Below are 21549 nucleotides of genomic sequence, written 5' to 3' on the forward strand. Positions count from 1 at the left end.
GAGGTGTCCGAAATCGGGCCGGTTACTCCGGCGACTGTCGCCGCGGTCTTACCAAGCGCTAGTTTTGCACCCATGCGGATCTTCGTCACCGGCGCCTCCGGGTTCGTCGGATCCCATGCCGTCCGCGCGCTCCTCGCCGCCGGTCACCGGCCGCGCGCGCTGGTCCGGGACCCGGGCAGGACGGCCAAGGTCCTGCAGGCGATCGGTGTCGCGGCCGAGGAGGTGGAACTCGTCCCGGGCGACATGCTGGACGCGGACGCGGTGTCCGATGCGCTCGCCGGCTGCGACGCCGCGATCCACACCGCCGCCGCCATCGGGGTGACCGGCGGCGCCGGCGACCTGGTGGAGGTCAACGTCCGGGGCACCCGCAACGTGGTCGGCGCGGCCGTCGCCCAGGGCCTCTCCCCGGTGATCCACGTGTCGACGGTCGCGGTGTTCGTCCCGCCGGCCGGTCAGGTCATCACCGCAGGGGACGCCTTGGCGAGCCCCAGGACCGACTACGGCAAGTCCAAGCTCGCGGCCGAGCGGTACGTGCGCGGTCTGCAAGCGGACGGCGCGCCCGTCACGATCGTCTACCCGGGCGGCGTGTGCGGCCCGGACCAGCCGACGCTGGACGCGCTGATGGAGGGATTCGCGGCCGCGCTCGGCAAGGTGTGGCCGCTTCCAGGAGGCGGCGTCTCGGTCATCGACGTCCGTGACCTGGGCGAGGCTTTGGCACGTTCCGTCGAGGCCAGGCAAGGACCGAGCCGCTGGGTGCTCGGCGGCCACTACCTGACATGGCAGCAGTGTGCCGACCTGTGCGACCGCCTGACCGGCGTCAAGTGCCGCCGTGTACGCGTCCCCAGTCGTGTCATGCTCGGACTGGGTTCCATGTTGGACGCGGCCAAGCGCGTCCATCACTTCGACTACCCGCTCACCCGTGACGCCGCCGACTTCATGGTCACGCTGGTGCCCACCGACGACCGTCCGATCCTGGACGCGCTCGACCTCACCTTGCGTCCCGTCGAGGAGACGGTGGCCGACGCCCTACGGTGGCTGGCCGAGAGCGGCCACCTCAACCCACGCCGGGCCGGACGGCTCGCCACCAAGGAGACACCGATGCCGACTCTCATCCAGCGCACGTTCGGGCCGGTCTTCCACCGGGTCTCGGGCGCCGCATGGTTCTCCAAGGTGGGTCCCAGGATCGTCCCGCCCGTGGACAAGACGCTGCACAGGCTCAGCGGCGGCCGGCTCCTGCTCGGCCAGCTCCTCGTCCCGAGCCTCGTCCTGACGACGACCGGCGCCGTGAGCGGCCTCCCCCGGCAGACCCCGCTCGCCTGCCTCCCCGACCCGGAGGGCGGCTGGTACGTCGTCGGTTCGAACTTCGGCCGCGAGAAGCATCCCGCCTGGACGGGCAATCTCCTGAAGAACCCCGACGCGGAGGTCAGCTTCCAGGGCCGTCCCGTTCCCGTGACCGCGCACCTTTTGGACGACGCGGAGCGCAAGGAGATCTGGCCCCGGCTCACCGCCGTCTGGCCCGTCTACGACCGTTACGTCGAGCGCATAGACCGGCAGCTCAGAATTTTCCGTCTGACGCCCCGCTAAGCGCCGCGGAAGGTCCTCGACAACCGACGGCCCAGGAACAGATAGGCGATCACCACACCGATGACGTTGAGGATGACGTCGTCGACGTCGAAGGCCCGCCCCACCACGAAGGCGCCCTGGATCGTCTCTATGGTCAGGGAGAACATGCCGGTCACCAGCGCGAGCCGAATGGGACCGCGCAGGGTCGTCCAGATGATCGGCAACAGCACGCCCATGGGCGCGAGCAGCACCAGGTTGCCGCCTATCTGGGGCAACGCCTCCTTGGTGGGGCGGTCCAGGTAGAAGCGGAGCGAACGCCCCGGGTCGGTGTTCCCGCCCGCCTGCCCATTGTCGTGGACGGGCGTCAGAGTGAGCCTGAACGCGAAATAGAAGAAGATGCCGAGACAGCCCAACGCGATGGTCACGACGATCACGCGAAGGACGATGATGTACCACGAGACCCGTTCACCCGCCGGGGCGGGCTGCCACATCGCCACCAACACGCTGCCGGTGTCCCCGTGCCCGTCCCGCTCCATGCGCCCGGCCGGAATTCGGGTCGGCCGAAACTCCAATTGACGTCAAAACGCCCGCGCCGGGACGAACCCGGCGCGGGCGTTTCGGTAAGGGTCAGGCGGCCACCGCGGCCGTGGTGGCCGGCTCCAGGGCCAGGTCCAGGACCTCGCGGACGTCACTGACGGTGAAGACCGTCATGTTGTCCAGCACCTCGGCCGGGACGTCCTCAAGGTCCGGCTCGTTGCGCTTCGGGACGATCGCGGTGGTGATGCCGAGCCGGGACGCGGCCAGCAGCTTCTGCTTGAGCCCCCCGATCGGCAGCACCCGCCCGGTCAGCGACACCTCGCCGGTCATCGCCACGTCCGCGCGGACCGGCCGGCCCGACAGCAGGGAGGCGAGCGCCGTCGTCATGGTGATGCCCGCGCTCGGGCCGTCCTTCGGGATCGCGCCGGCGGGCACGTGGACGTGCACGCCGCGGTCCTTCAGGTCGCCGACCGGCAGCTCCAGCTCCGCCCCCCGCGAGCGCAGGTAGCTGAGCGCGATCCGGGCCGACTCCTTCATGACGTCGCCGAGCTGCCCGGTGAGCGTCACGCCCGTGTCGCCGGTCTCCCGGTCGGCCAGCGACGCCTCGATGTAGAGGACGTCGCCGCCCGCGCCGGTGACGGCCAGGCCCGTCGCGACGCCCGGCACGCCGGTGCGGCGCTCGTTCCTGCTCAGCTCGACCTCCGGAGTGAACCTGGGCCGTCCCAGGTAGTCCTTCAGGTCGTCCGCGCCGATCTGGACGGGCAGCGCCGCCTTCTCCAGCGCGACGTTGGCCGCGACCTTCCGCAGCACCCGCGCGATCGAGCGGTCCAGGGACCGGACGCCGGCCTCGCGGGTGTACTCCGACGCCAGCAGCCGAAGGGCGTCATCGCCGAAGCCCACCTCGGACGCCTCCAGCCCGGCCTTGTCGAGCTGGCGCGGCAGCAGGTGGTCGCGGGCGATCGTGACCTTCTCGTGCTCGGTGTAGCCGTCCAGCTGCACCAGTTCCATCCGGTCGAGCAGCGGCCCGGGGATCGCCTCCACCACGTTCGCCGTGGCGAGGAACAGCACGTCGCTCAGGTCGAGCTCCACCTCCAGGTAGTGGTCGCGGAAGGTGTGGTTCTGCTCGGGGTCGAGGACCTCCAGCAGCGCCGCCGTCGGGTCGCCCCGGTAGTCGGCGCCGACCTTGTCGACCTCGTCCAGCAGGACGACCGGGTTCATCGAACCGGCCTCGCGGATGGCGCGGACGATCCGTCCCGGAAGCGCGCCCACGTAGGTGCGGCGGTGACCGCGGATCTCGGCCTCGTCCCTGACGCCGCCCAGGGCGACACGGACGAACTCGCGTCCCATGGCCCGCGCGACCGACTCGCCCAGCGAGGTCTTGCCGACGCCAGGAGGACCGGTCAGCGCCAGAACCGCACCGCTCCTGCGGCCGCCCACGACGCCCAGGCCACGCTCCTCACGGCGCTTGCGCACGGCCAGGTACTCGACGATGCGCTCCTTGACGTCGTCGAGCCCGGCGTGGTCGGCGTCCAGGATCTCCCTGGCGCCCGCGATGTCGTAGGCGTCCTCGGTCCGCTCGTTCCACGGGATGTCGAGGACGGTGTCCAGCCACGTGCGGATCCAGCCGCCCTCCGGTGAGGCGTCGGACGACCGCTCCAGCTTGTCGACCTCCTTCAGCGCCGCCTCGCGCACCTTCTCGGGGAGGTTCGCGGCCTCGATCCGGGCCCGGTAGTCGTCCTCCTCGTCGGCCGGATCGCCGTTCAGCTCGGCCAGCTCCTTGCGGATGGCCTCCTGCTGCTGCCGCAGCAGGAACTCCCGCTGCGTCTTCTCCATGCCCTCCTGGACGTCCTTGCGGATGGTCTCCGCCACGTCCAGTTCGGCGAGGTGGTCGCGCGTCCACCCGATCACCAGGTCGAGCCGCTCCACCACATCGACGGTCTCCAGGACCTCGATCTTCTGCTCGTCCGTCAGGTAGGGCGCGTACCCGGCGTTGTCGGCCAGGGTGGACGGGTCGTCGATCTGCTGCACCACGTCCACGACCTGCCAGGCGCCCCGCTTCTGCAGGATCGCGCTGACCAGGCCCTTGTACTCCTTCGCCAGCTCCTGCGCGCGCCCGGACGCCGGCGGCGTCTCGATCTCGGTTCCCTCGACCCACAGCGCCGCGCCCGGCCCGGTCGTCCCGGTCCCGATCCGCACCCGCCGCACGCCGCGGACGACCGCGCCCGGCTCACCGCCGGGCAGCCGCCCCTCCTGCTCGATGACGCCGAGCGTCCCGATGCCGGCGTACTGCCCGTTCAGCCTGGGCACCAGCAGCACCCGCGGCTTGCCCGCCGACCGGATGCCCGGCCCCTTGGACTGCGCCACCGCCCGCGCGGCCTCGATGGCGGCCCGGACCTCGCCGCTCTCGGACAGGTCCAGAGGCACCACCATGCCGGGCAGAACGACCCCGTCTTCCAGGGGCAGCACCGGCAGCGTCAGGGTCTCGCTCATGCTCAGCTCCAAGTCCGTAGGTCGACCCAACCTCAAGTTGAGTCATAGACACTCAAGAAAACGGAGCAGCATTTTGTTTCCGCAGCAACGTTCGCTCTCAGCGATCACCCCGGTTGTCCCGCCCACGCGAACCTGGCCCGGTCCGACGGCCGGTGCGCCTCTGGGGCCCGCTGCCGGTCTTCGACGCGCTCGTCCACGCCTTCAAGAGCGGAGAAATCCGCGCTCCGGCGTCCCCCAGCGGCGTCTGCCCTCCGCACTGAGGATCTTGTTGCACTCGAAATTGACACCGAACCATGGGGTCGCCATACGGTCCGCATGCTCAAGCGCCCGATCCCGCTCGGTGAAGTCCGCCGACCACTGCAACACCGACATTTCCCGGTCTTCCGCGTCGGTCCGGTCCCGTCGGCTCAAAGCCTCCCAGCGTCCCGAGCCGGGACCCAATGCTTCACGGAGGTTGCGCTCATACTCGGGATGCCAGGTGGCGTTCTGATCGATTCCGGTGCCGGACACATAGACCAGTCCGTCCAGTCGCTCGGAATGCTCCAACGCGTACAGCAGCGCCAACTGAGCACCCCATGAGTGTCCCAGCAATGTCATCTTGGATTACGGTGACCGCATCACGCCGCCCGTCCCGCACCGGTCCGATCCGGAGAATTCATCGTGAGCTGGTCTTCCCCGCGCCGGTCGGTATCGCCCCCAGACCGTGCTCTTGTCGGACGTCAGGAGGCAGTGCGGTTGATGAGGGCGGGGCGCATCGAGGAATTGCGGCGGCTGGCGGAGGCCGGGGATCCGCAGGGGGCGCGGCAATTGGCCGTTCTGCTGGCTCGCGCGGGGCGTATCGACGAGCTCCGGACGCGTGCGGGCGATGGGGATCGGTTCGCTCGCCGGCAGCTGGCCGACTGGTTGGTGGGGCAGGGCCGGATCGACGAAGCCATCAACGAACTGCGGCCACTGGCCGAGGCCGGCAATGAGGGCGGTACCTGGCGGCTGGCACGTCTGCTGGCAGGCCGGGGACGCGTCGAGGAGGCCATGGCGGAGTTGCGGAAGGCCCGATTGGATGACCGATGGCGCGTATGCGCTTGGCTGGCGAGCCAAGGGCGAATCGACCTCCTCCAGCAGCGGGCCGCTTCCGGGGACGCCGCTGCATGGAGAGAACTGCGCTGGATCATTCAAAGGCTGTGGCGGGCGGCCCGTGTCGGCGAGGCCGTCAAGCTGGTCACCGCCTTCCCCGCCGGGGACCGAGATCTCGACCAGGCGTTGCTGAACATCGCCAAGGGCTGGCGGGAGGGTCGCTTCCACCTTCGCGAGGAGGCCATCGGCCTGCTGGGAGGCATCGACCACCCGCTCTGCCGGCGCACACGGGCAGGATTGCTGCTTCTCCAAGGCCGCCGGGACGAGGCGATCAGCGAGCTTCGAGCGCTGGCTTCCGGAGGAGATCGCATCGCAGAACGCGACCTGGCCGCGGTTTTGTCCGCTCAACGACCGACCCGGGAGCTCAGGGCGATCGACCTCACCGGCGGGGGCTACGTGTGCGCGCTGGCCTTCAGCCCGGATGGCGCGATGCTCGCCACCTGCGGCGGTAACGACCAGACGATCCTGCTCTGGCGCCCCGTCACCGGCGAGCATCTCCACACCCTGCCGGCCTTCGGCGTCGCCCGTGCGGCCGCCTTCAGCCCTGACGGCATGCTGATGGCCGGGAACGGCGGCGGGCGGGTGCGGCTCTGGAACCCGGAAACCGGCGAACACATCCGCGACCTCGGCGCAGAAGGCTCCGTGGCGGGCGTTGCGTTCAGCCCTGACGGCATGTCTCTCGCCAGCGCCGCGCTGTGGGCCCTCGGGGCCGGTGCGCACATTCGTGATCTTGACCGGGGAGAGCCGCAGGCCGTGGCGTTCAGCCCGGACGGCCGGATGCTCGCGACCGCCGGCCGATACTCCGCCGATGACGGGGCAAGGCGGTGGAACCCGGCGGTCCGGATATGGGACCCGGCGACCGGCGAGCACATCCGCGCGCTCGAGATGAGCGCCAACGCCCTTGCCTTCAGCCCCGACGGGACCGTCCTCGCCACCGCCGGCAACGACAGGGTCGGGCTCTGGGACCCGGCGACCGGTGAACATGTCGGCGACCTCGGTAACAGCGGCGCCGACGCGGTCGCGTTCCACCCCGGTGGACGCCTGGTGGCCACCGGCCGGTCGGCCGGCTGGACCAATGCCGCGGTCCGGATGTGGAACCCGGCGACCGGCGATCAAATCGGCGTCCTCGGCACATGCGCCGACGCGGTCGCCTTCAGCCCCGACGGAACGCTTCTCGCCACCGCCGACCGAACCGATGGGACCGTGCGGCTCTGGCCTGTCACCGTGTAGACCTCGGCGCTCGGTGGCGAGGTACAACGGCGGAAAGGGGGGTTCCCTTCCCGCCGTTGCGGGTCAGCGGCGTCTTGCGTTGCCGCGGTGTCGCGTCCTGTCGCCGGGCACACCGCCGGGAGGCTCCTTGAGCGAGGAGACTCCGACGGCCGAGCCGGCGATCAGGAGGATGGCGGCCCAGTCTCCGAGCGCGAGGCCCTGTTTGGAGGGGAGCCACCCCATCCCGGCGCCGACCTGCGCCACGAGGGCGTGGACCGGCGACGAGAGTGACTGCATCATCGCCACGTCGCCCTTCGCGGAACGACGGAGCGCGGCGTTGATCAGCAGGACCGGCAGGAACAGCGTGAGCAGGCCTGCCAGACCGGCCGTGGTGAAGAGGTCCCAGGACATCCATCCGGAACCGTGCCGCACGGACACCGGCAGGAAGAGCACCGGCGCGGCCAGCAGGTTGGCGATGGCGGCGCCCTGGTCCTCCAGTCCGTGCTTCTTCATCCGCCCCAGGACGTCGATCGTGTTCCAGACACACAATGCGCTGATCACGGCGCACAGCATCCCCAGAGACTCGCTCCCGCCCTGCAGCGGCCAGTTGAGCATGATGACCCCGCCCAGCACGAGTGCGCGGCCGCACAGGTGCTTGAGTCCCCACGCGGTGGCACGGAGCCGCCAGATCGCGGCGAGATCCACCGAAAGGTAGCCGATCACCACGACGGCGGCGACGGTGCCCAGCGTCAGTCCCTGGACGGCGAAAGGGTAGACGACCGCCACGATCGCGTTTCCCGCCGCCAGACGGGCGATCAGCCACCACATGACGGCGCTGTATCGTCTGAACGGAGACCGTCCTGTGAACAGCATCAGAGTGCAGAGAGCGACAGCACCGACCGACTGCATCGGTCCTGCGACCTCCAGCGCCGGATAATCTGTCGTGAGCGCGTAGCCGATGCCCGCCGATAACAGGCCGGCAACGACGAGACCTCTGCCGGCGAAGTGCCGGCGAGGTTCAGGTGAAGAGGACATGCGTCCGCCCCTCTGTTTGTGAGGGGCCGAGCACTCCGCGAGCGAGCAGCCACCGGTCGTGTGAACCGGTGGCCGGAGCTCTGGGAGCGGTCGGCCACCGGTTCCGCGAACCGGCAAGGGAGACCGTGCGGGGCGGTGGCGGGTTGTCAACTAAACCAGTCGAAAAACTGGAGAATCTGCCGCGGCCGGAAGCTCGCACCATGCGGAGGTAAAGGACGCTTCGCGATCTTGATTATTTGCGCGGGGGCCGGTTTACGTGCGCATGACGCGCGGGTACTTAACGCAACGAGATCGTGACACACGGTGAACGAGAAGACCTCGGGGCGGCAAAGCCCCAGGTCGTGAGACGGGAGGCGGCGGATGCACCGCACGGAGCGTGAGATCCGGACCGCCCTCGCGTCCCTCCCCCGCACGGCCCGGCCCGATACGGCCGAGGGCGTTCGCGGCGCGCCGAACCGCGGCCGGCACCGCCCCCCGGCGGCTGCCGCGGCGACGGCACACGGCGACACACCTCGGGTCCTCGGCCGTATCGGACCGGACCGGCGTCATCGTCCTCCCCTGGGCCCGGTGCCGCCCGCCCCCGCGGCACCGGCGTCCCCGACGGCCGGGCCGGCCGCGGCGGCGAGCCGTGCCGCCGGTCCGGCCGCAGGCATCCGGGCGCCGCGACGGCGCCCTCCCCCGAACGCCGGACGATCGCCCGCGTCCGGCCGGGCACGGAGAGGAGGTGGGAATCAGCCGCGACACGAACCGGCGTCCCGCCGGTGAACCCGGGCGGCCGGAACTCCGTCCGACCCCCGTCCCGGCCGCCCACGCAGTAGGGATCGCTGCGGAGCCGGGCCCGTGGAGGCGCGACACCCTCCACGGGCCCGGTTCACAGCTTCTTGCGCCAGACCTGCCCGGTGATGACGTCGCCGAAGCGTTCGGCCGGGGGCTCCTCCTCGTCCAGGACGAACCCCGCCCGCTCGTAGAGGCGATGCGCGGGACGCTGGAGCGCCGTGGTCCACAGCATGATCTCGGCGTAGCCGGCCTCGGCGGCGAACCGGACGCATTCGGCGACCAGCGCGGCCCCGACGCCCGTCCCGCGGGCGGCGGGCTCGACGTGCAGCAGCCGGAGCTGCGCGACGTCGTCCTCCCGCCGGACGCAGAACACGGCGCCCAGCCGGTCGCCGCCGGACTCGGCGATCCACGCGTTCTCCCGTTCCGGGTCGTGGCCGCGCACGTAGTCGGCGACGACGGAGGCGACCAGGGCCTCGTAGGTGCGGTCCCAGCCGCACTCCTCGTCGTAGAGGGCGCCGTTGCGCTCCACCACCCAGCCGAGATCGCCGGGACGCGGCGGGCGCAGGACGAACGCGTCCCCGCGCGGGCGGTCGCCGAGGATGCCGTTGATGGAACGCATCGCGGCGAGGAGGCGGTGGCGGTCGCCGGGGTCCAGCCCGGTCAGCAGCCCGCGGATCTCGGCCACGGACCGCTCGTCCAGCATGGCGAACACCTCGCGGCCCCGCGGGGTGAGCCGGACGATCTGGCGGCGGGCGTCCTCCGCCGCGCGCTCCCGGACGACGAGGCCGTCGGTCTCGAACCGGGCCAGCATCCGGCTGAGGTAGCCGGCGTCGAGGTCGAGAACGCGGCGCAGGGCGAGGACCTCGGTGTCCTCCCGCTGGGCCAGCTCGAAGATCACCCGTGCCTCGGTGAGGGAGTACGGCGACCGGACGAGTCCCTCGCCGAGCACACCGATGACGCCGGTGTAGAAGCGGTTGAACGCGCGGACGGTGCCGACGTCCTCCCGGGTCACCTCCATGCCGCAGCCTCCAATGTTTGACTCAGTCAAACATTAGACCGGGAAGAGAGAACGCGCCAGCCCCGGAAGCGTCAGGCGTTCGCCTCGGCCTTGGCGGGCGGCAGCGTGCGCGCCTCCTGGACGACCCTGCGCTCGACGAAGAAGGTCATCAGCGGCACGACGCCGCCGAGCACGATCACGACCATCCTGGTGAGCGGCCAGTCCGTGCGCCGCCAGAGGTCGTACGCGGCCGCCAGGTAGACCATGTAGAGGAAGCCGTGCACGGGCGCGACGATGCCCGCCAGCATCGGCATGTCGGTGGGCCCGTACTTGAGGATCATGCCGATCGTCAGCAGCACCAGCAGCGTGCCGACCACAAGCGCCAGGATCCGGTACCTGGTCACCGCGCCTTCCACAGGAGCACACCTTTCACGTCAACGTCCCGCGAGGCGGGGTCAGCCGCGTCCGCGGCTCTGCGAGTTGAGCCGGGCGAGGTAGCGGTTGTAGGCCGCGAGGGCGGGGTCCTCTTCCTCCTGCCGCCGGATGATCTCCCGCTTGACCTTGGCCTCCGCCGGTTCCTCCAGGACCTTCGGAGCCGGCTGCACCCCGGCCCGCTCGTCCCGGATCATCTTGACCCACATCACGATGACGAAGATCGCGAAGATCGGCCACTCGAACGTGTAGGCCCAGCTGCGGTCGTTGCCGCCCTGGGCGCGGTCGAACTGCCACCAGCCGAAGCCGATGAACGCGCCGCACAGCACGATCGCGAGCGCGTGCAGCCCGAGCCAGCCTGGGGTGAGGAACCGTCGCACGTCACCGAGCCTACCGCCGGTCCCGCGCATCGCGTCCCCGACCCCGTCCGGGCGTTCGGGCGGTCATCCGGGGACCGGCCCCACATAGACGGCGCGGGGACGCAGCGGGCTGCGCCGGCCGTACTCCTCCAGCGCGTGCGCGAGCCATCCGGCGGTGCGGGCCACCGCGAAGACCGCCTCGCCGGCCCCCGGCACGAGCCCGGCGACCGCGCCCAGCGTCGCGAGCGCGAAGTCGGCGTTGGGCCTCGGCAGGCGGCGCCGGGCGGCCTCGTCCAGGACGGCCTCCGCGGCGGCGAGCCGGTCGTGACCGGGCGCCGCGGCCCGGACGAGATCCATCAGCAGCGTGAAGCGCCCGTCGCCGGACCTGTACACCGCGTGCCCGAATCCGGGGACGCGCTCGCCGCCGCGCAGCCGCTCCCCGATCACGCGGGACGCCTCCGCCGGATCGCCCACCTCGGCGATCAGGCGCTCCGCGCCGTAGGACGCGCCGCCGTGCAGCGGGCCGCTCAGGACCCCGAGCCCGGACGCGGCGACGGCGTACGGATCGGCGCGCACGGAGGCCGCGACCCGCGCGGCGACCGTGGACGCGGCGAGCTCGTGGTCGGCCAGCAGGATCATCGCGGCCTCGAAGGCGCGCAGCGGCCCGTCGCCCGGCGGACGCGGGCACAGGCGGGCCCAGAGCCGTTCGGCGAGGCGTCCGCCGCCCGGCACCGCACCGGCCGCCGGAAGGGCCTCCACGAGTCCGGCGATCAGCGCCCGCCCGGTCGCGGTGACGCCCTCGGGATCGAGGTGGTGGCGCAGCGGATCGGTCGCGGCGAGCGCGCTGACGATCAGCTGGAGCCGGTCGAGCGGGAGGAGCCCCGGCGGCAGTCCCGACTGGGCGGCGACGGCCGCGGCGACGCCGTCCGGCCGGGCCCGCCAGGCCGGCCCGGGGCCGTCGAGGCCCGTCCACAGCCACTCGGCGACGTCCTCGAACGCCATGGTCTCCGCCATGTCCAGGACGTCGCGCCCCCGGTAGAACGGCCGGTCGGGCCCGAGCGCGGTGATCGCCGACTCGATCGCCAGCTCCCCGGGGCCGGGCGGGCGGCGGGGCTTCCCGCGCCTGGCGAGCTCCTCCACCTGCGCGGCGTCGAAGAGGCTGCGGCGGCCGTCCGGCGCCCGCCTGCGCCGCAGGACGCCCCGGCTCACGTAGGCGTACAACGTGGCGGGCTTCACACCGAGCCGCTCGGCCGCCGCGCCGGCGTCGATCCACCCGCCCACCTGGTCGTTCTCGCTCATACTCCTCCGCCTGACATTGATTATCGTCAATATTGATACATATGGATGCCAATGTCAATCTGAGGGCATGCCACAGATTCACTTCCTCGACGTCACGAACCGCGACGGCGTCCAGACCGCCCGGACCGGGCTGTCCAAGTTCGGCAAGACGATGGTCAACTTCTACCTGGGCCGGCTGGGCGTCGCGCAGTCGGAGATCGGCTTCCCGTTCCTGTTCCACGAGGTCCCGTACGTCCGCGCGCAGATCGCGCTGGCGGAGGCGGGCGCGTTCGGCGGCCTGCGGCTGTCCGGCTGGTGCCGGGGCGTCGCGCAGGACGTGGAGAAGGCCGTCCAGGTGCGGGCCGGGGAGACCGGGCTGGCGCACTACAACCTGTCCATCTCGACGTCCGACTACATGATCGCGAACAAGTTCCGGGGCCGCCTCGACCGGGACGCGATCGTCCGCGAGATGGTCGCGGCCGTCCGCGCGACCAAGGCGGGCGGGGCCGAGACCGTCGGGGTCAACGCCGAGGACGGCTCACGGACCGACGACGGGTTCCTCACCGAGTTCGCGCTCGCCGCGAAGGAGGCCGGTGCCGACCGCGTCCGCTACTGCGACACGATCGGCGGCGACACGCCCGAACGCATCAAGGAGCGCTTCGCCAAACTGGCCTCCGCCACAGAGATGCCGGTCGAAACCCACTGCCACAACGACCTCGGCCTGGCCGTCGCCAACTCCGTCAGCGGCGCCCTCGGCGACCTTGAGGCGGGCCAGGACGCCTGGATCAACACGTGCGTGAACGGCATCGGTGAGCGGTCGGGCAACGCCGACCTGCTGTCGACGATCCTGGCGTTCCGTCACGGCTTCGGCCTGGAGGGACGGGCCGAGTTCGGCGATCCGATCGACCTGACGTGGGCGCGTCGCTTCGCGCTATGGGCGAGCTACGCGTTCGGCCAGCCGCTCCCCTACAACCAGGTGGGCGTGGGACGAAACGCGTTCGCGCACGAATCCGGCATCCACGCCGACGGGGCGCTGAAGGACCACGGCAACTACGAGCTGTACGACGAGCAGACCCTCGGCCCCTTCCCGGACGACTGGCACACCCGTCCCGGACGCGTCGTCCTGACCGGCGAATACGGCGGCAAGGCCGGCTTCCGGCACGTCATGGACGGCTTGGGCGTCGAGCCCGCCGACGAGGACCTGGCCTTCAAGCTCGTCCAGCTCTGCAACGCCCAGACCGGCCGCCCCCTGACCGACGACGAACTCCGCCTGATCGCCACCTACCCCAGCGAACTGGCCCTCCTCTTCCCAGGACAGATCACCTGATCTTGGGATTCGATCTGATTTGTCGGGCCTGGGCTCTACGGTTCCGGCATGGCGAGCAGCGCGGTGGCGGCAGGGGTCGCACAGTCCTATACGTACGCACGGCCGTCCGGGCTGGAGGAGGGCCTTCTGGGGCTGTCCACATCCGGCGGGACGACGAGCAGCGGGGCGCAGGCTCATCCGCGTTTCTTCAGCGGCGTGCTCACCCAGGCGGCGCCGGCCGCGGCGGCGATGCTCGGGCTGGCCGACGTCGCGCAGACCCGGTACTTCCAGCCGCGTCCCACCGCTTTCCGGGATCCGGTCGTCACGTGCAACGGCGACCGGATCCGGATGGAGTCGTTCTCCGCGTGCGGCGGCGTCTACGCCCGGCTGGACGTCCTGGAACCCGCGCTGGACGGCGAGGTGCACGAGCGCGGGACGACGAACGTGGACGTCAACGGGCCGTTGCGCGAGGCCCTCGCCCGGGTGGGCGGTTCCGATCCGCTGCACCTGGCGGTCGGCGCCGAGGAACTGGCGGTGACCACGATGGACGGCGCCGTCGTGGAGAAGAAGGTGCCGCTGCCCGACCGGTGGCTTCGCGGTTTCGCCGAGGTGCAGGTCATCACGGCGGGGTTCGATCTGCGCGGGGAGCTGAAGGGGCCCGACGCGGTGCGGTTCCTGCGCTCCCTGCCGCGCGGCTCGCGCGGGGCTCTGTGGGCGGTGCCCGCCGGGCGGACGCTCCGGGTCACGTCCCGTCCGGCTCCGGGGGCGGTGTGCCTGGCGGGGCCGGACCGGCTGCGGACGATGCTGCCGCTGCTCCGCTTCGCGCGGGCCATGCGCGTCTACGGGCCGGCCGTCGGCGGCGGCGGTCCCGTGGCGAGCGTCTGGGAACTGGAGCTGCCGGGCATGCGGTACGTCCTGACGCTGTCTCCCGAGCACTCGCGCGGCTTCTCCGGCGAGGGCGCCGTGCTGGACGCCCTGTCGACCGACGAGGCCGCGGGAGACGCCGACCTGGTCGGCGCGCTGCTGTCCTTCGAGCCGCGCGTGGAGCCGGACCTCCTCGCCGAGCGATCGGGGCTGACGCCGGAGCGGACGAAGGCCGCGCTGGTTCAGCTGGGCACGTCCGGGCGGGTCGGGTTCGACACCGCCGAGGCCGCGTTCTTCCACCGGGAGCTGCCCTACGATCCCGCGCGGGTGGCCGGCCTCAATCCGCGGCTGCGTTCGGCCCGCGCGCTCGTCGAGGACGGTGCCGTGCGGTTCACCGGTGACGACACGGCGATCGTGCTGAGCAACGGCGGTGAGCGTCAGGTCCGCTTCGACGGCGACCGCGTCACGTGCACGTGCCCGTGGTGGTTCGACCATCGGGGGGAGCGCGGGCCGTGCAAGCACGTCCTCGCCGCCCGGATCGTCCGCCGCGAGGCGACCGTGGAGGCGGGACGATGAGCGCCTGGGACGAGATCCGGAAGGCCATCGACTCCGGTGATCTGGACCGGACGGCGCGCCTGGTCGCCGGGCTCGACGACACCGCGCGCCGCGAAGTCGCGAAACAGCTGCCCGGCCGGTTGAAGGACATGCGCGCCGCCTCGGAGTACGGGTTCCTGGACCGCACGGTGCTGGAACCGCTGCTGCTCACCGGCGCGGGGACGATCGGCGGGGCCGCCGCCGCGGCCACGTGGCTGTGCCGCCGTGACCTGCGGCTGTGGTGGAGTCAGGACCGCTACGCCCGGCTCTGCACGGCGCTGTGCGCGGTGACGTCCATCCGCCCGGACGAGTGGCGCGCGGAGGTCGCCCGCCGCGTCGCCGACCGCCTCCGCGTCTCCGACGGCGAATGGGCGCTCTGGCACATCGCGGCCGCCCTCACCAGGTCCGCCGGGGCGGCTCCCCCGCTGTCGGACGGCTTCGTGGTCGGCTGGGTCACGGACGGCGTCCTTCCGCACGACCTCGCCGGCGATCCGTTCCTGGACGCCCTCGTCCCGAAGCTGTTCGAGTCGGACGGAGTGGGCGCGGCCCTGGCCAGTGACGAGTCGAGACTCCGCTGGGACAAGACCCGGGCGGGCACCTGGGCCGATGCCCTCGCCGACCTGGCGCGCACCGGCCGCCTCGATCGCGCCCCCCTGCTGGACGGCTGCGTCAGCCGTTTCCTGCGCGGCGGCACGCCCCACAACCTCCGCTGGTTCGTGCGGCTGCACGACGCGCTGGAGCCCACCGAGGACGAAGCGGTGGCCCATGTGCGCGACTACGTCCGCCTCCTGCCCGCGGCGCCCTCGACCGTCGCCGCGCCGGCCCTGCGCCAGGTACGGCGGGCCGACGAGCAGGGGCGGCTGGACGACGCGCTGTTCGAAGAGGCCGCGGGGGCGGTGCTGTTCCGCCCGGAGAAGAAGCTCGTCCAGACCACGCTGACCTGGCTGGACAGGTCGGCGCGCAAGCGCGACCGGGTCGACGCCACGCTGCGCGCCGTCGCCGCCGTCTTCGCCTCCGACGCCCTCGACCTCAGGGAACGCGCCGTCAAGATCGCCGTCAGGCACGCGGATCGCGCGAGCGGGGCGGTGCGCGAGGAGATCCGGGGCGCCGCCGCCGACCTCCCTGCCGCCCTGCGCGAGGCGATCGCGACGGCGTTCGGCGAGGTCGAGGCGCCGGCCGAGCCGGAGCCGACCATGGGCCCGCCGCCCTTCGTCCCGCGCGAGGCCCTGGCCCCCATCGGTTCTCTCGCCGAACTGGCCGAGGAGTTCGTCCTCCTGCTGCGGGCCCCCGAGGAGTGGCGCGCGGCCGAACGTTTCCTGGCCGCGCTCGTCGAGTTCGCCTACCGCGACCCCGAGGCGACCCGTGCGGCCCTCCGGAAGGCCGCCGACGGCACGGCGCAGTGGATCACGAATGCCGAGGCCTACCCGTACATGCGCGGCCACGTCCGCTCAAGCTGGATCCAGTTCCCGGTGCAGAGCCTGCTCGTCCCGGCGACGCCGCACGGCCTGTTCAGCGTGCTCGGCTCGTTCCTCAAGGGACGGTCCCGCAAGTCCGGGACCGTGTTCGAGCCGCAGATGCAGCGCTTCCTCACCCTGCGGAGACACGAGATCGCGTCCGCGGTCGGGAAGGTGCCCGTCCTGCTGGCGACGCCGACCGAAGGCAGCGGCCACGTCGACCCGGGCGCCCTGGTCGGCCGGCTCGAAAGGCTGGAGAAGGCCGGCGCCGAACCCGGCCGGTCCGACCTGACGCAGGCGATGCTGCGCGTCCCCCGCGACATCGACGCGGCCGCCGTCGTGCGCGCGAAGAACCTGACGTCCACGGCGGGCCGGGCCGTCGCGTCCTGGCTCGCCGAGGGCGGGCTGGCCGACCCCGGCGTCGCCTGCGAGGTCCTCGACGAGCCGGTCGGACGTGTCGGTGACCGGAAGCTGCGGCTCCCGACCCGTGTCCTGTCCACGGTGGACGTGCCCGGCGATTCCGACATCGCGCATCTCTGCGCCTTCCCCGAAGAGGGCTGGACCGACTTCGGAAGGCCGACCTACAACGTGTCCACGACGTTCTGGCCGTCGGTGCTGCCTTCACACCGGGAGGTCGCCGCCGCGCATCTCGTCCCCTACCTGGCGGGCACCGATGACAGCGAATGGGAGCAGGGCGCCGTCATGCTCGACCTGGCGGAGGCCGGCGGCCCCACCGGCGCCGCCACCGGAACGCTGCTCGCCTACGCGCTCGCCAACCGGCACGCGGACGAACGCGTGAACGCCGTCGAGGCCCTGCTCGCCTTCAGCGCCCAGGGCGCGCTTCCGGCGGCCGAGACGGGCACGGCGCTCGGAAGGCTGACCTCTTTCAAGCGCGTCACCCTCCCCCGCGCGGTGAAGGCTCTCACCACGGCCGCCGACGCGGGCGCCCATGCCGGCGTCTGGACGATCATCGGCGCCGCGCTCCCGCACGCGCTCCCCGCACCGGGCGAGCGCGCCGCCACCGGCCTGCCCGACCTCCTCGCCCTGGCCACCCGCCTGGCCGAGACCACCGGTGCGAGGGGTCCGATCCCCGCGGTGGAGGCCGCGGCGTCCCGCGGCGGCTCCAGCCGTCTGGTCAAGGAGGCCGCCCGCCTCGCCCGCACCCTCGCAACGTGACGGCCCGCTGCGGTGTTGAGAGGAATGTCGGTCCCGTATGGGACTCTGAACCGTTGGGAAGGAGCGCTGGACGATGACCGAGACCCTCGCGTTCGGCACGGTCGACACCGTGCTCGGCCGCCTGCTCGTCGGCGAGACGGAGACGGGCGTCGTCTCGCTGCACTTCCGCGACACCCCGGCCCACCGCGCCCGCGTCGCCAAAACGACCGGCCTGCCGGTCGTGGAGGCCCCCGGCCGGACGGCACCCGTCCTGTCCGCCCTGCGCGACTACTTCGCCGGCGACCTGAAACGCTTCGAGGTGCCGGTCGACTGGCGGCTCACCTCCGACGTCCAGCGGCAGGTGCTCTCGACGCTGTACGAGTCCGTCCAGTACGGGCGGACCGTCACCTACGGTGAACTGGGCGACCGCAGCGGCGCGGGCGTGCACGCGCAGGTCATCGGCCAGGTGATGGGAAGCAACCCGATCCCGCTGATCGTGCCCTGCCACCGGGTCGTCGCCTCGAACGGCCTGGGCGGCTACAGCGGCGGCTCCGGCGTCGAGGTCAAACGCTGGCTCCTCACCCTGGAGGGCGCCGTCCCCGCCACGCTCGACTGGGACATCACCCGCGCCCCGTGACCGTCTCGGCGAGCGGCCGGGGCCCGGTCAGGCGTGCGCCTCGGCGTAGGTGACGCCGGTAAGGGTCTCGGAGACCTTCCACAGGCGCTCTCCGAGGTTCGGACGGTCCGCCTGCGGGGGCGTGACCACCTTGACCGGGGCGCCGCGGTACTGCAGCAGGCGGGGGCCGTAGCAGGCGCCGCCCTGGACGTCCGGCGCCGTCGCCGCGTAGAGCGACGGGAGGGCGCCCGCGGCGGCGGACTGGGCCATCACCGTGTTGCCGAGGTCGGTGGCCTTCTCCATGAGGGTGTTGCCCTGCATCCTCGGCCCCGTCCGCTGCAGGTTCGTCGCGGCGTAGCCGGGGTGGGCGGCGACGCTGGTCAGCTCGGGGACGCGCCGGTCCAGTTCCTTGGCGAAGATCAGATTCGCGAGCTTGGCCTGGCCGTAGGCGGACCACTTGCGGTACCGGTGCTCGCCCTGCAGGTCGTCGAAGCGGAGCCGCCCGGCCCAGGCGAAGCCCGAGGTCACCGTGACGACGCGGGCGGCGGACGCGGCGCGCAGCGCGGGCAGCAGCAGGCCGGTGAGCGCGAAGTGGCCGAGATGGTTGGTGCCGAACTGCATCTCGAACCCGTCGGCGGTGGCGCGGCGCGGGATGGCCATCACGCCGGCGTTGTTGACGAGTATGTCGAGGGGACCGTCGCCGTGCTCGGCCGCGAACGTCCGGACGGACGACAGGTCGGCGAGGTCCAGGGAGCCGAGGACGATGTCGGCGTCGGGCGCGGCGGTCCGCATCCGGTCGAGGGCGGCTCCGCCGCGTTCGGCGCTACGGCAGGCCAGCACGACGGACGCGCCGTGCCGGGCGAGCTGGAGCGCGGTGTGGTAGCCGATGCCGCTGTTGGCCCCGGTGACGATCGCCCGCCGCCCGCGCAGCTCGGGGATGTCGCCGGCCGTCCATCCGCCCATGGGGCACCTCCACGTCATATCTCGAATTCACAAGTTAGACGTGCGCTCGAATAGAGGGCAAGGAATCGCGATGTGGCGCGATTCACAGCCGCGGGCGCGCCCTCCGGCGACGGAGGGCGCGTCCGTTCTTCTCAGGCCGGGAGGTTCTTCTCGATGGCGGCGGCGACCTCGTCCGCCTCCGGCTCGGTCTGGGGTGCGAAGCGCGCCGCGACCGTACCGTCCGGGGCGACCAGGAACTTCTCGAAGTTCCACCGGATGTCGCCGGTGTGCCCCTCGGCGTCCGGCGTGCCGACGAGCCCCTGGTAGAGGGGGTGCCGGCCGTCGCCGTTGACCTCGATCTTCTCGGTCATCGGGAACGTGACGCCGTAGGTGGTGGAGCAGAACTCGGCGATTTCGCCGGCGGTGCCGGGCTCCTGGCCCATGAACTGGTTGCAGGGGACGCCGAGGACGGTGAAGCCGCGTCCGGCGTACGTCTCCTGCAGCCGCTCCAGGCCGGAGTACTGCGGGGTGAGGCCGCACTTGGAGGCGACGTTGACGACGAGCACGGCCTTGCCCCGGTACTGGGCGAGGTCTGCGGATCCGCCCCGCAGACCATCGATCTCTACGTCGAAGACAGACATGAGGCCGATCCTAGGAGATCACTCCCCCGGCCGGCCCCGGCCTGCGCCGACGTGCCGCCGGTGCGGGCCGGAGAGCCCGCGCCGCCGGCGGCGTCTCACTTGCCCAAGGCGTTCACGAAGGCGGCGAGCTGGTTGCCCGCGTTGCCCAGCTGGTCGAAGGCGTTGTTGACCACTCCCGCCGCATCCGTAGGTGAGCTCAGCAAGTAGAAGATGACGAAGGCGATCGCCACATAGCGGAGGTTCTTCTTCATCCGTACGCCGTCCCTGGTTGTAGCGCGCGACACAATTGACCCGATCCAATTGTGCCCAGCCGCGTCTGCCCGCAAAGCGCGATTTTACTGTGACGCGCGCGCCACCGCTTGGTGGCGGGGCACGAAGAAGCCCCGCGCCGCCGGGGGCACGGGGCCAGGGACCCGCCTGTCAGCTCGGGATGGCGCTCATGAACTGCGACAACGACTCCGCGGCGTTGCCGAGCCCGCTGAGGGCGTTGTTGACGAGACTCGCCGCCCCCTCGGGCCTGCTGATGACGTACCACGCCACGAAGGCGATGGCGGCGATCTTCATATGCTTCTTGTTCACTTCAACCACCCTCTGCGGTCAACGGACTACAGAGAGTGATTACCCGAGGACGGGGAAACGGAGATCAAGGGGGCGTAAAGAGCGGGTCAGGTCCCCTTGGCGTGCTCGCTGAGGTACTCGATGTAGAACGGCCGGAGCGCGTCCGCCATCTCGCCCTCCCCCGCGTGCGTGAACTCCTCCAGCAGCGACAGGCCGTGGAAGAGGTCGAACTCGGCCCGGCCGACCTCCCCCGTGGCCGCCGCGGCGGCGGGTATCGCGCGCAGCAGGTCCCAGAGGAAGCCGACGTCGCGCCGCTCCTTGGCGAGGTTCACCGCGCGGTCGTACAGCTCCTTGGACGTCAGGTCGTCCAGCCCCGCGCCCTCCGGCGTCACATCGGACATGGTCCGACTCTATTCGAGCGCCGGGACGGTCACTTCGTGATGACGTCCTGAGGGATCTCCTGGTCCTGCTTGAGCGCGTCGAAGAGCTTGGACGACTTGGACCTGTCCCACGTGATGTAGGAACCGGCGGCCGCCGAGCTGCCGGTGCCCCCGATGGGGACGGTGGTCGTCACGCCGCTCCCGCCGCTGACGTTCTTCATCGCCCACATCATCCGGACCAGGTCGTACAGGTGGTCGTTGTCGTCCACCAGGAAGTTGCTGGTGGCGTTGAGGGCCAGCGGGACGCTGCGGAACGGGTTGATCAGCGTCCCCGGGCTCGCCGCCTTCTTCATCAGCGCGCCGAAGAACTGCCGCTGGTGCTCCACGCGTTCGAGGTCGGCGCGGGCGAAGGCGCGGGTCCGGACGTAGCCGAGCGCCTGGCCGCCGTCGAGGGTCTGGCAGCCGGCCTTGAGCTTCAGCCCCGCCTTCGGGTCGTTGATGTTCTCCTTGACGCAGATGTCGACGCCGCCGACCGCGTCCACCACGCCCACGAAGCCGTTGAAGCCGATCTCGGCGTAGTGGTCGACGTGGACGCCGGTGGCCTTCTCGACCGTCTGGACGAGCAGCTTGGGGCCGCCGAAGGCGAACGCCGCGTTCAGCTTGTTCGACCCGTGCCCCGCGATCGGGACGTAGGAGTCGCGCGGAAGGCTGATGAGGGACGTCCCGCCGGACCCGTAGTGCAGCAGCATCATCGAGTCGGTGCGGCGGCCGGCGGCGAACCCGGTGCGCAGCCGCTTCTGGTCGGACTTCGACAGCCCGGCGCGGCTGTCGGACCCGACGATCAGCCAGTTCGTCCCCGGCGTGTCGGCGACCCGGCCGGGATAGTCCACCAGGACCGACTCCCGCTTCAGCCGCGAGTCCAGGTAGAAGTAGCCGCCGACGACGACCAGCACGAGCACCACCACCAGGGCGCCGAGCACCCGCGGCCAGCGGCGCCGGCGCCGCCGCCGGCGGGGGGCGCCGCCGCCCGGGCCGCCTTCGTCGAAGTGGCCGCCGGCGAGCTGGTCTCCGGCGTACGGGTCGTCGTACGGGTCGCGGGGGTCCCCGTAGGTGTCCCGCCCGTAGGCGGCGTGCTGGTGCTCCGCGCGTGCGGAATGGTCTCTGCTGCGCGCCACGCGGCCGCCCTCCCTGTGTGTCCGGCCCTCTGGCCAGGCCTCGGTCATGCGTAGAC

Annotated in this window: 20 protein-coding genes; 6 read left to right on the forward strand and 14 right to left on the reverse strand. The window is 71.7% G+C overall.

Annotated elements, in window-relative coordinates:
- Positions 1-72 precede the first annotated feature (72 nt).
- Complete coding sequence (locus ACQPZP_RS29510) at positions 73-1584, forward strand: nitroreductase family deazaflavin-dependent oxidoreductase (RefSeq protein WP_433472993.1); 1512 nt, start codon at positions 73-75, stop codon at positions 1582-1584.
- Here ACQPZP_RS29510 and ACQPZP_RS29515 read toward each other — a convergent pair.
- From ACQPZP_RS29515 to ACQPZP_RS29525, 3 genes are all read right to left on the reverse strand, one after another.
- Positions 1581-1997, reverse strand: coding sequence for a VanZ family protein (locus tag ACQPZP_RS29515; protein ID WP_433472994.1), 417 nt, complete (start codon positions 1995-1997; stop codon positions 1581-1583). The two genes, ACQPZP_RS29510 and ACQPZP_RS29515, sit on opposite strands and share 4 nt — an antisense overlap.
- A gap of 193 nt (positions 1998-2190) precedes the next feature.
- Positions 2191-4590, reverse strand: a complete 2400-nt coding sequence (lon, locus tag ACQPZP_RS29520; RefSeq protein ID WP_433472995.1) for an endopeptidase La — start codon at positions 4588-4590, stop codon at positions 2191-2193.
- Positions 4591-4791: 201 nt separating this feature from the next.
- On the reverse strand, positions 4792-5187 hold the full coding sequence (locus ACQPZP_RS29525) for an alpha/beta fold hydrolase (RefSeq protein ID WP_433472996.1): 396 nt from the start codon (positions 5185-5187) through the stop codon (positions 4792-4794).
- Between the two features lie 141 nt (positions 5188-5328).
- Between ACQPZP_RS29525 and ACQPZP_RS29530 the strand changes: the two genes are divergently transcribed.
- Complete coding sequence (locus tag ACQPZP_RS29530; protein ID WP_433472997.1) at positions 5329-6951, forward strand: hypothetical protein; 1623 nt, start codon at positions 5329-5331, stop codon at positions 6949-6951.
- Between the two features lie 63 nt (positions 6952-7014).
- Here ACQPZP_RS29530 and ACQPZP_RS29535 read toward each other — a convergent pair whose 3' ends face one another.
- The 5 genes from ACQPZP_RS29535 to ACQPZP_RS29555 form a co-directional block, all read right to left on the reverse strand.
- Positions 7015-7965 carry a hypothetical protein gene (locus tag ACQPZP_RS29535; RefSeq protein WP_433472998.1) on the reverse strand — a complete coding sequence of 317 codons (951 nt, stop codon included), beginning with the start codon at positions 7963-7965 and terminating at the stop codon, positions 7015-7017.
- 871 nt (positions 7966-8836) lie between these two features.
- Entirely contained in the window at positions 8837-9760 is a 924-nt protein-coding gene (locus ACQPZP_RS29540; RefSeq protein ID WP_433472999.1) for a bifunctional helix-turn-helix transcriptional regulator/GNAT family N-acetyltransferase, read from the reverse strand.
- A 71-nt stretch (positions 9761-9831) separates the two neighbouring features.
- Positions 9832-10155, reverse strand: a complete 324-nt coding sequence (locus ACQPZP_RS29545; protein ID WP_433473000.1) for a DUF3817 domain-containing protein — start codon at positions 10153-10155, stop codon at positions 9832-9834.
- Between the two features lie 39 nt (positions 10156-10194).
- Positions 10195-10551: a hypothetical protein gene (locus ACQPZP_RS29550; protein ID WP_433473001.1), complete on the reverse strand. Its 357-nt coding sequence runs from the start codon at positions 10549-10551 to the stop codon at positions 10195-10197.
- A 63-nt stretch (positions 10552-10614) separates the two neighbouring features.
- Complete coding sequence (locus ACQPZP_RS29555; protein WP_433473002.1) at positions 10615-11829, reverse strand: citrate/2-methylcitrate synthase; 1215 nt, start codon at positions 11827-11829, stop codon at positions 10615-10617.
- A 67-nt stretch (positions 11830-11896) separates the two neighbouring features.
- Between ACQPZP_RS29555 and ACQPZP_RS29560 the strand changes: the two genes are divergently transcribed.
- The 4 genes from ACQPZP_RS29560 (at position 11897) to ACQPZP_RS29575 (ending at position 17818) form a co-directional block, all read left to right on the forward strand.
- Positions 11897-13135, forward strand: a complete 1239-nt coding sequence (locus ACQPZP_RS29560; protein ID WP_433473003.1) for a LeuA family protein — start codon at positions 11897-11899, stop codon at positions 13133-13135.
- A gap of 48 nt (positions 13136-13183) precedes the next feature.
- Positions 13184-14554: an SWIM zinc finger family protein gene (locus ACQPZP_RS29565; protein ID WP_433473004.1), complete on the forward strand. Its 1371-nt coding sequence runs from the start codon at positions 13184-13186 to the stop codon at positions 14552-14554.
- On the forward strand, positions 14551-17202 hold the full coding sequence (locus ACQPZP_RS29570) for a DUF6493 family protein (RefSeq protein ID WP_433473005.1): 2652 nt from the start codon (positions 14551-14553) through the stop codon (positions 17200-17202). Before ACQPZP_RS29565 ends, ACQPZP_RS29570 begins: the two co-directional genes overlap by 4 nt.
- 73 nt (positions 17203-17275) lie before the next feature.
- Positions 17276-17818, forward strand: a complete 543-nt coding sequence (locus ACQPZP_RS29575) for a methylated-DNA--[protein]-cysteine S-methyltransferase (RefSeq protein WP_433473006.1) — start codon at positions 17276-17278, stop codon at positions 17816-17818.
- Between the two features lie 27 nt (positions 17819-17845).
- Here the strand turns inward: ACQPZP_RS29575 and ACQPZP_RS29580 are convergent, their stop codons facing one another.
- The 6 genes from ACQPZP_RS29580 to ACQPZP_RS29605 all read right to left on the reverse strand — a co-directional run bounded on the left by ACQPZP_RS29580 (position 17846) and on the right by ACQPZP_RS29605 (position 21493).
- Positions 17846-18760 carry an oxidoreductase gene (locus ACQPZP_RS29580; RefSeq protein ID WP_433473007.1) on the reverse strand — a complete coding sequence of 305 codons (915 nt, stop codon included), beginning with the start codon at positions 18758-18760 and terminating at the stop codon, positions 17846-17848.
- A 131-nt stretch (positions 18761-18891) separates the two neighbouring features.
- Positions 18892-19380, reverse strand: a complete 489-nt coding sequence (locus ACQPZP_RS29585) for a glutathione peroxidase (protein WP_433473008.1) — start codon at positions 19378-19380, stop codon at positions 18892-18894.
- A gap of 95 nt (positions 19381-19475) precedes the next feature.
- The gene (locus ACQPZP_RS29590) at positions 19476-19631 is read right to left on the reverse strand and encodes a hypothetical protein (RefSeq protein WP_433462616.1); all 156 of its coding nucleotides are present in this window, start codon (positions 19629-19631) and stop codon (positions 19476-19478) included.
- A 169-nt stretch (positions 19632-19800) separates the two neighbouring features.
- Complete coding sequence (locus tag ACQPZP_RS29595; protein WP_433462617.1) at positions 19801-19959, reverse strand: hypothetical protein; 159 nt, start codon at positions 19957-19959, stop codon at positions 19801-19803.
- An 86-nt stretch (positions 19960-20045) separates the two neighbouring features.
- Complete coding sequence (locus ACQPZP_RS29600) at positions 20046-20339, reverse strand: hypothetical protein (RefSeq protein WP_433473009.1); 294 nt, start codon at positions 20337-20339, stop codon at positions 20046-20048.
- A gap of 29 nt (positions 20340-20368) precedes the next feature.
- The gene (locus ACQPZP_RS29605; protein WP_433473010.1) at positions 20369-21493 is read right to left on the reverse strand and encodes an LCP family protein; all 1125 of its coding nucleotides are present in this window, start codon (positions 21491-21493) and stop codon (positions 20369-20371) included.
- Positions 21494-21549: the final 56 nt, after the last annotated feature.

This window comes from Spirillospora sp. CA-142024, assembly GCF_050942325.1.
In the GTDB taxonomy this organism is placed as follows: Bacteria; Actinomycetota; Actinomycetes; order Streptosporangiales; family Streptosporangiaceae; genus Spirillospora.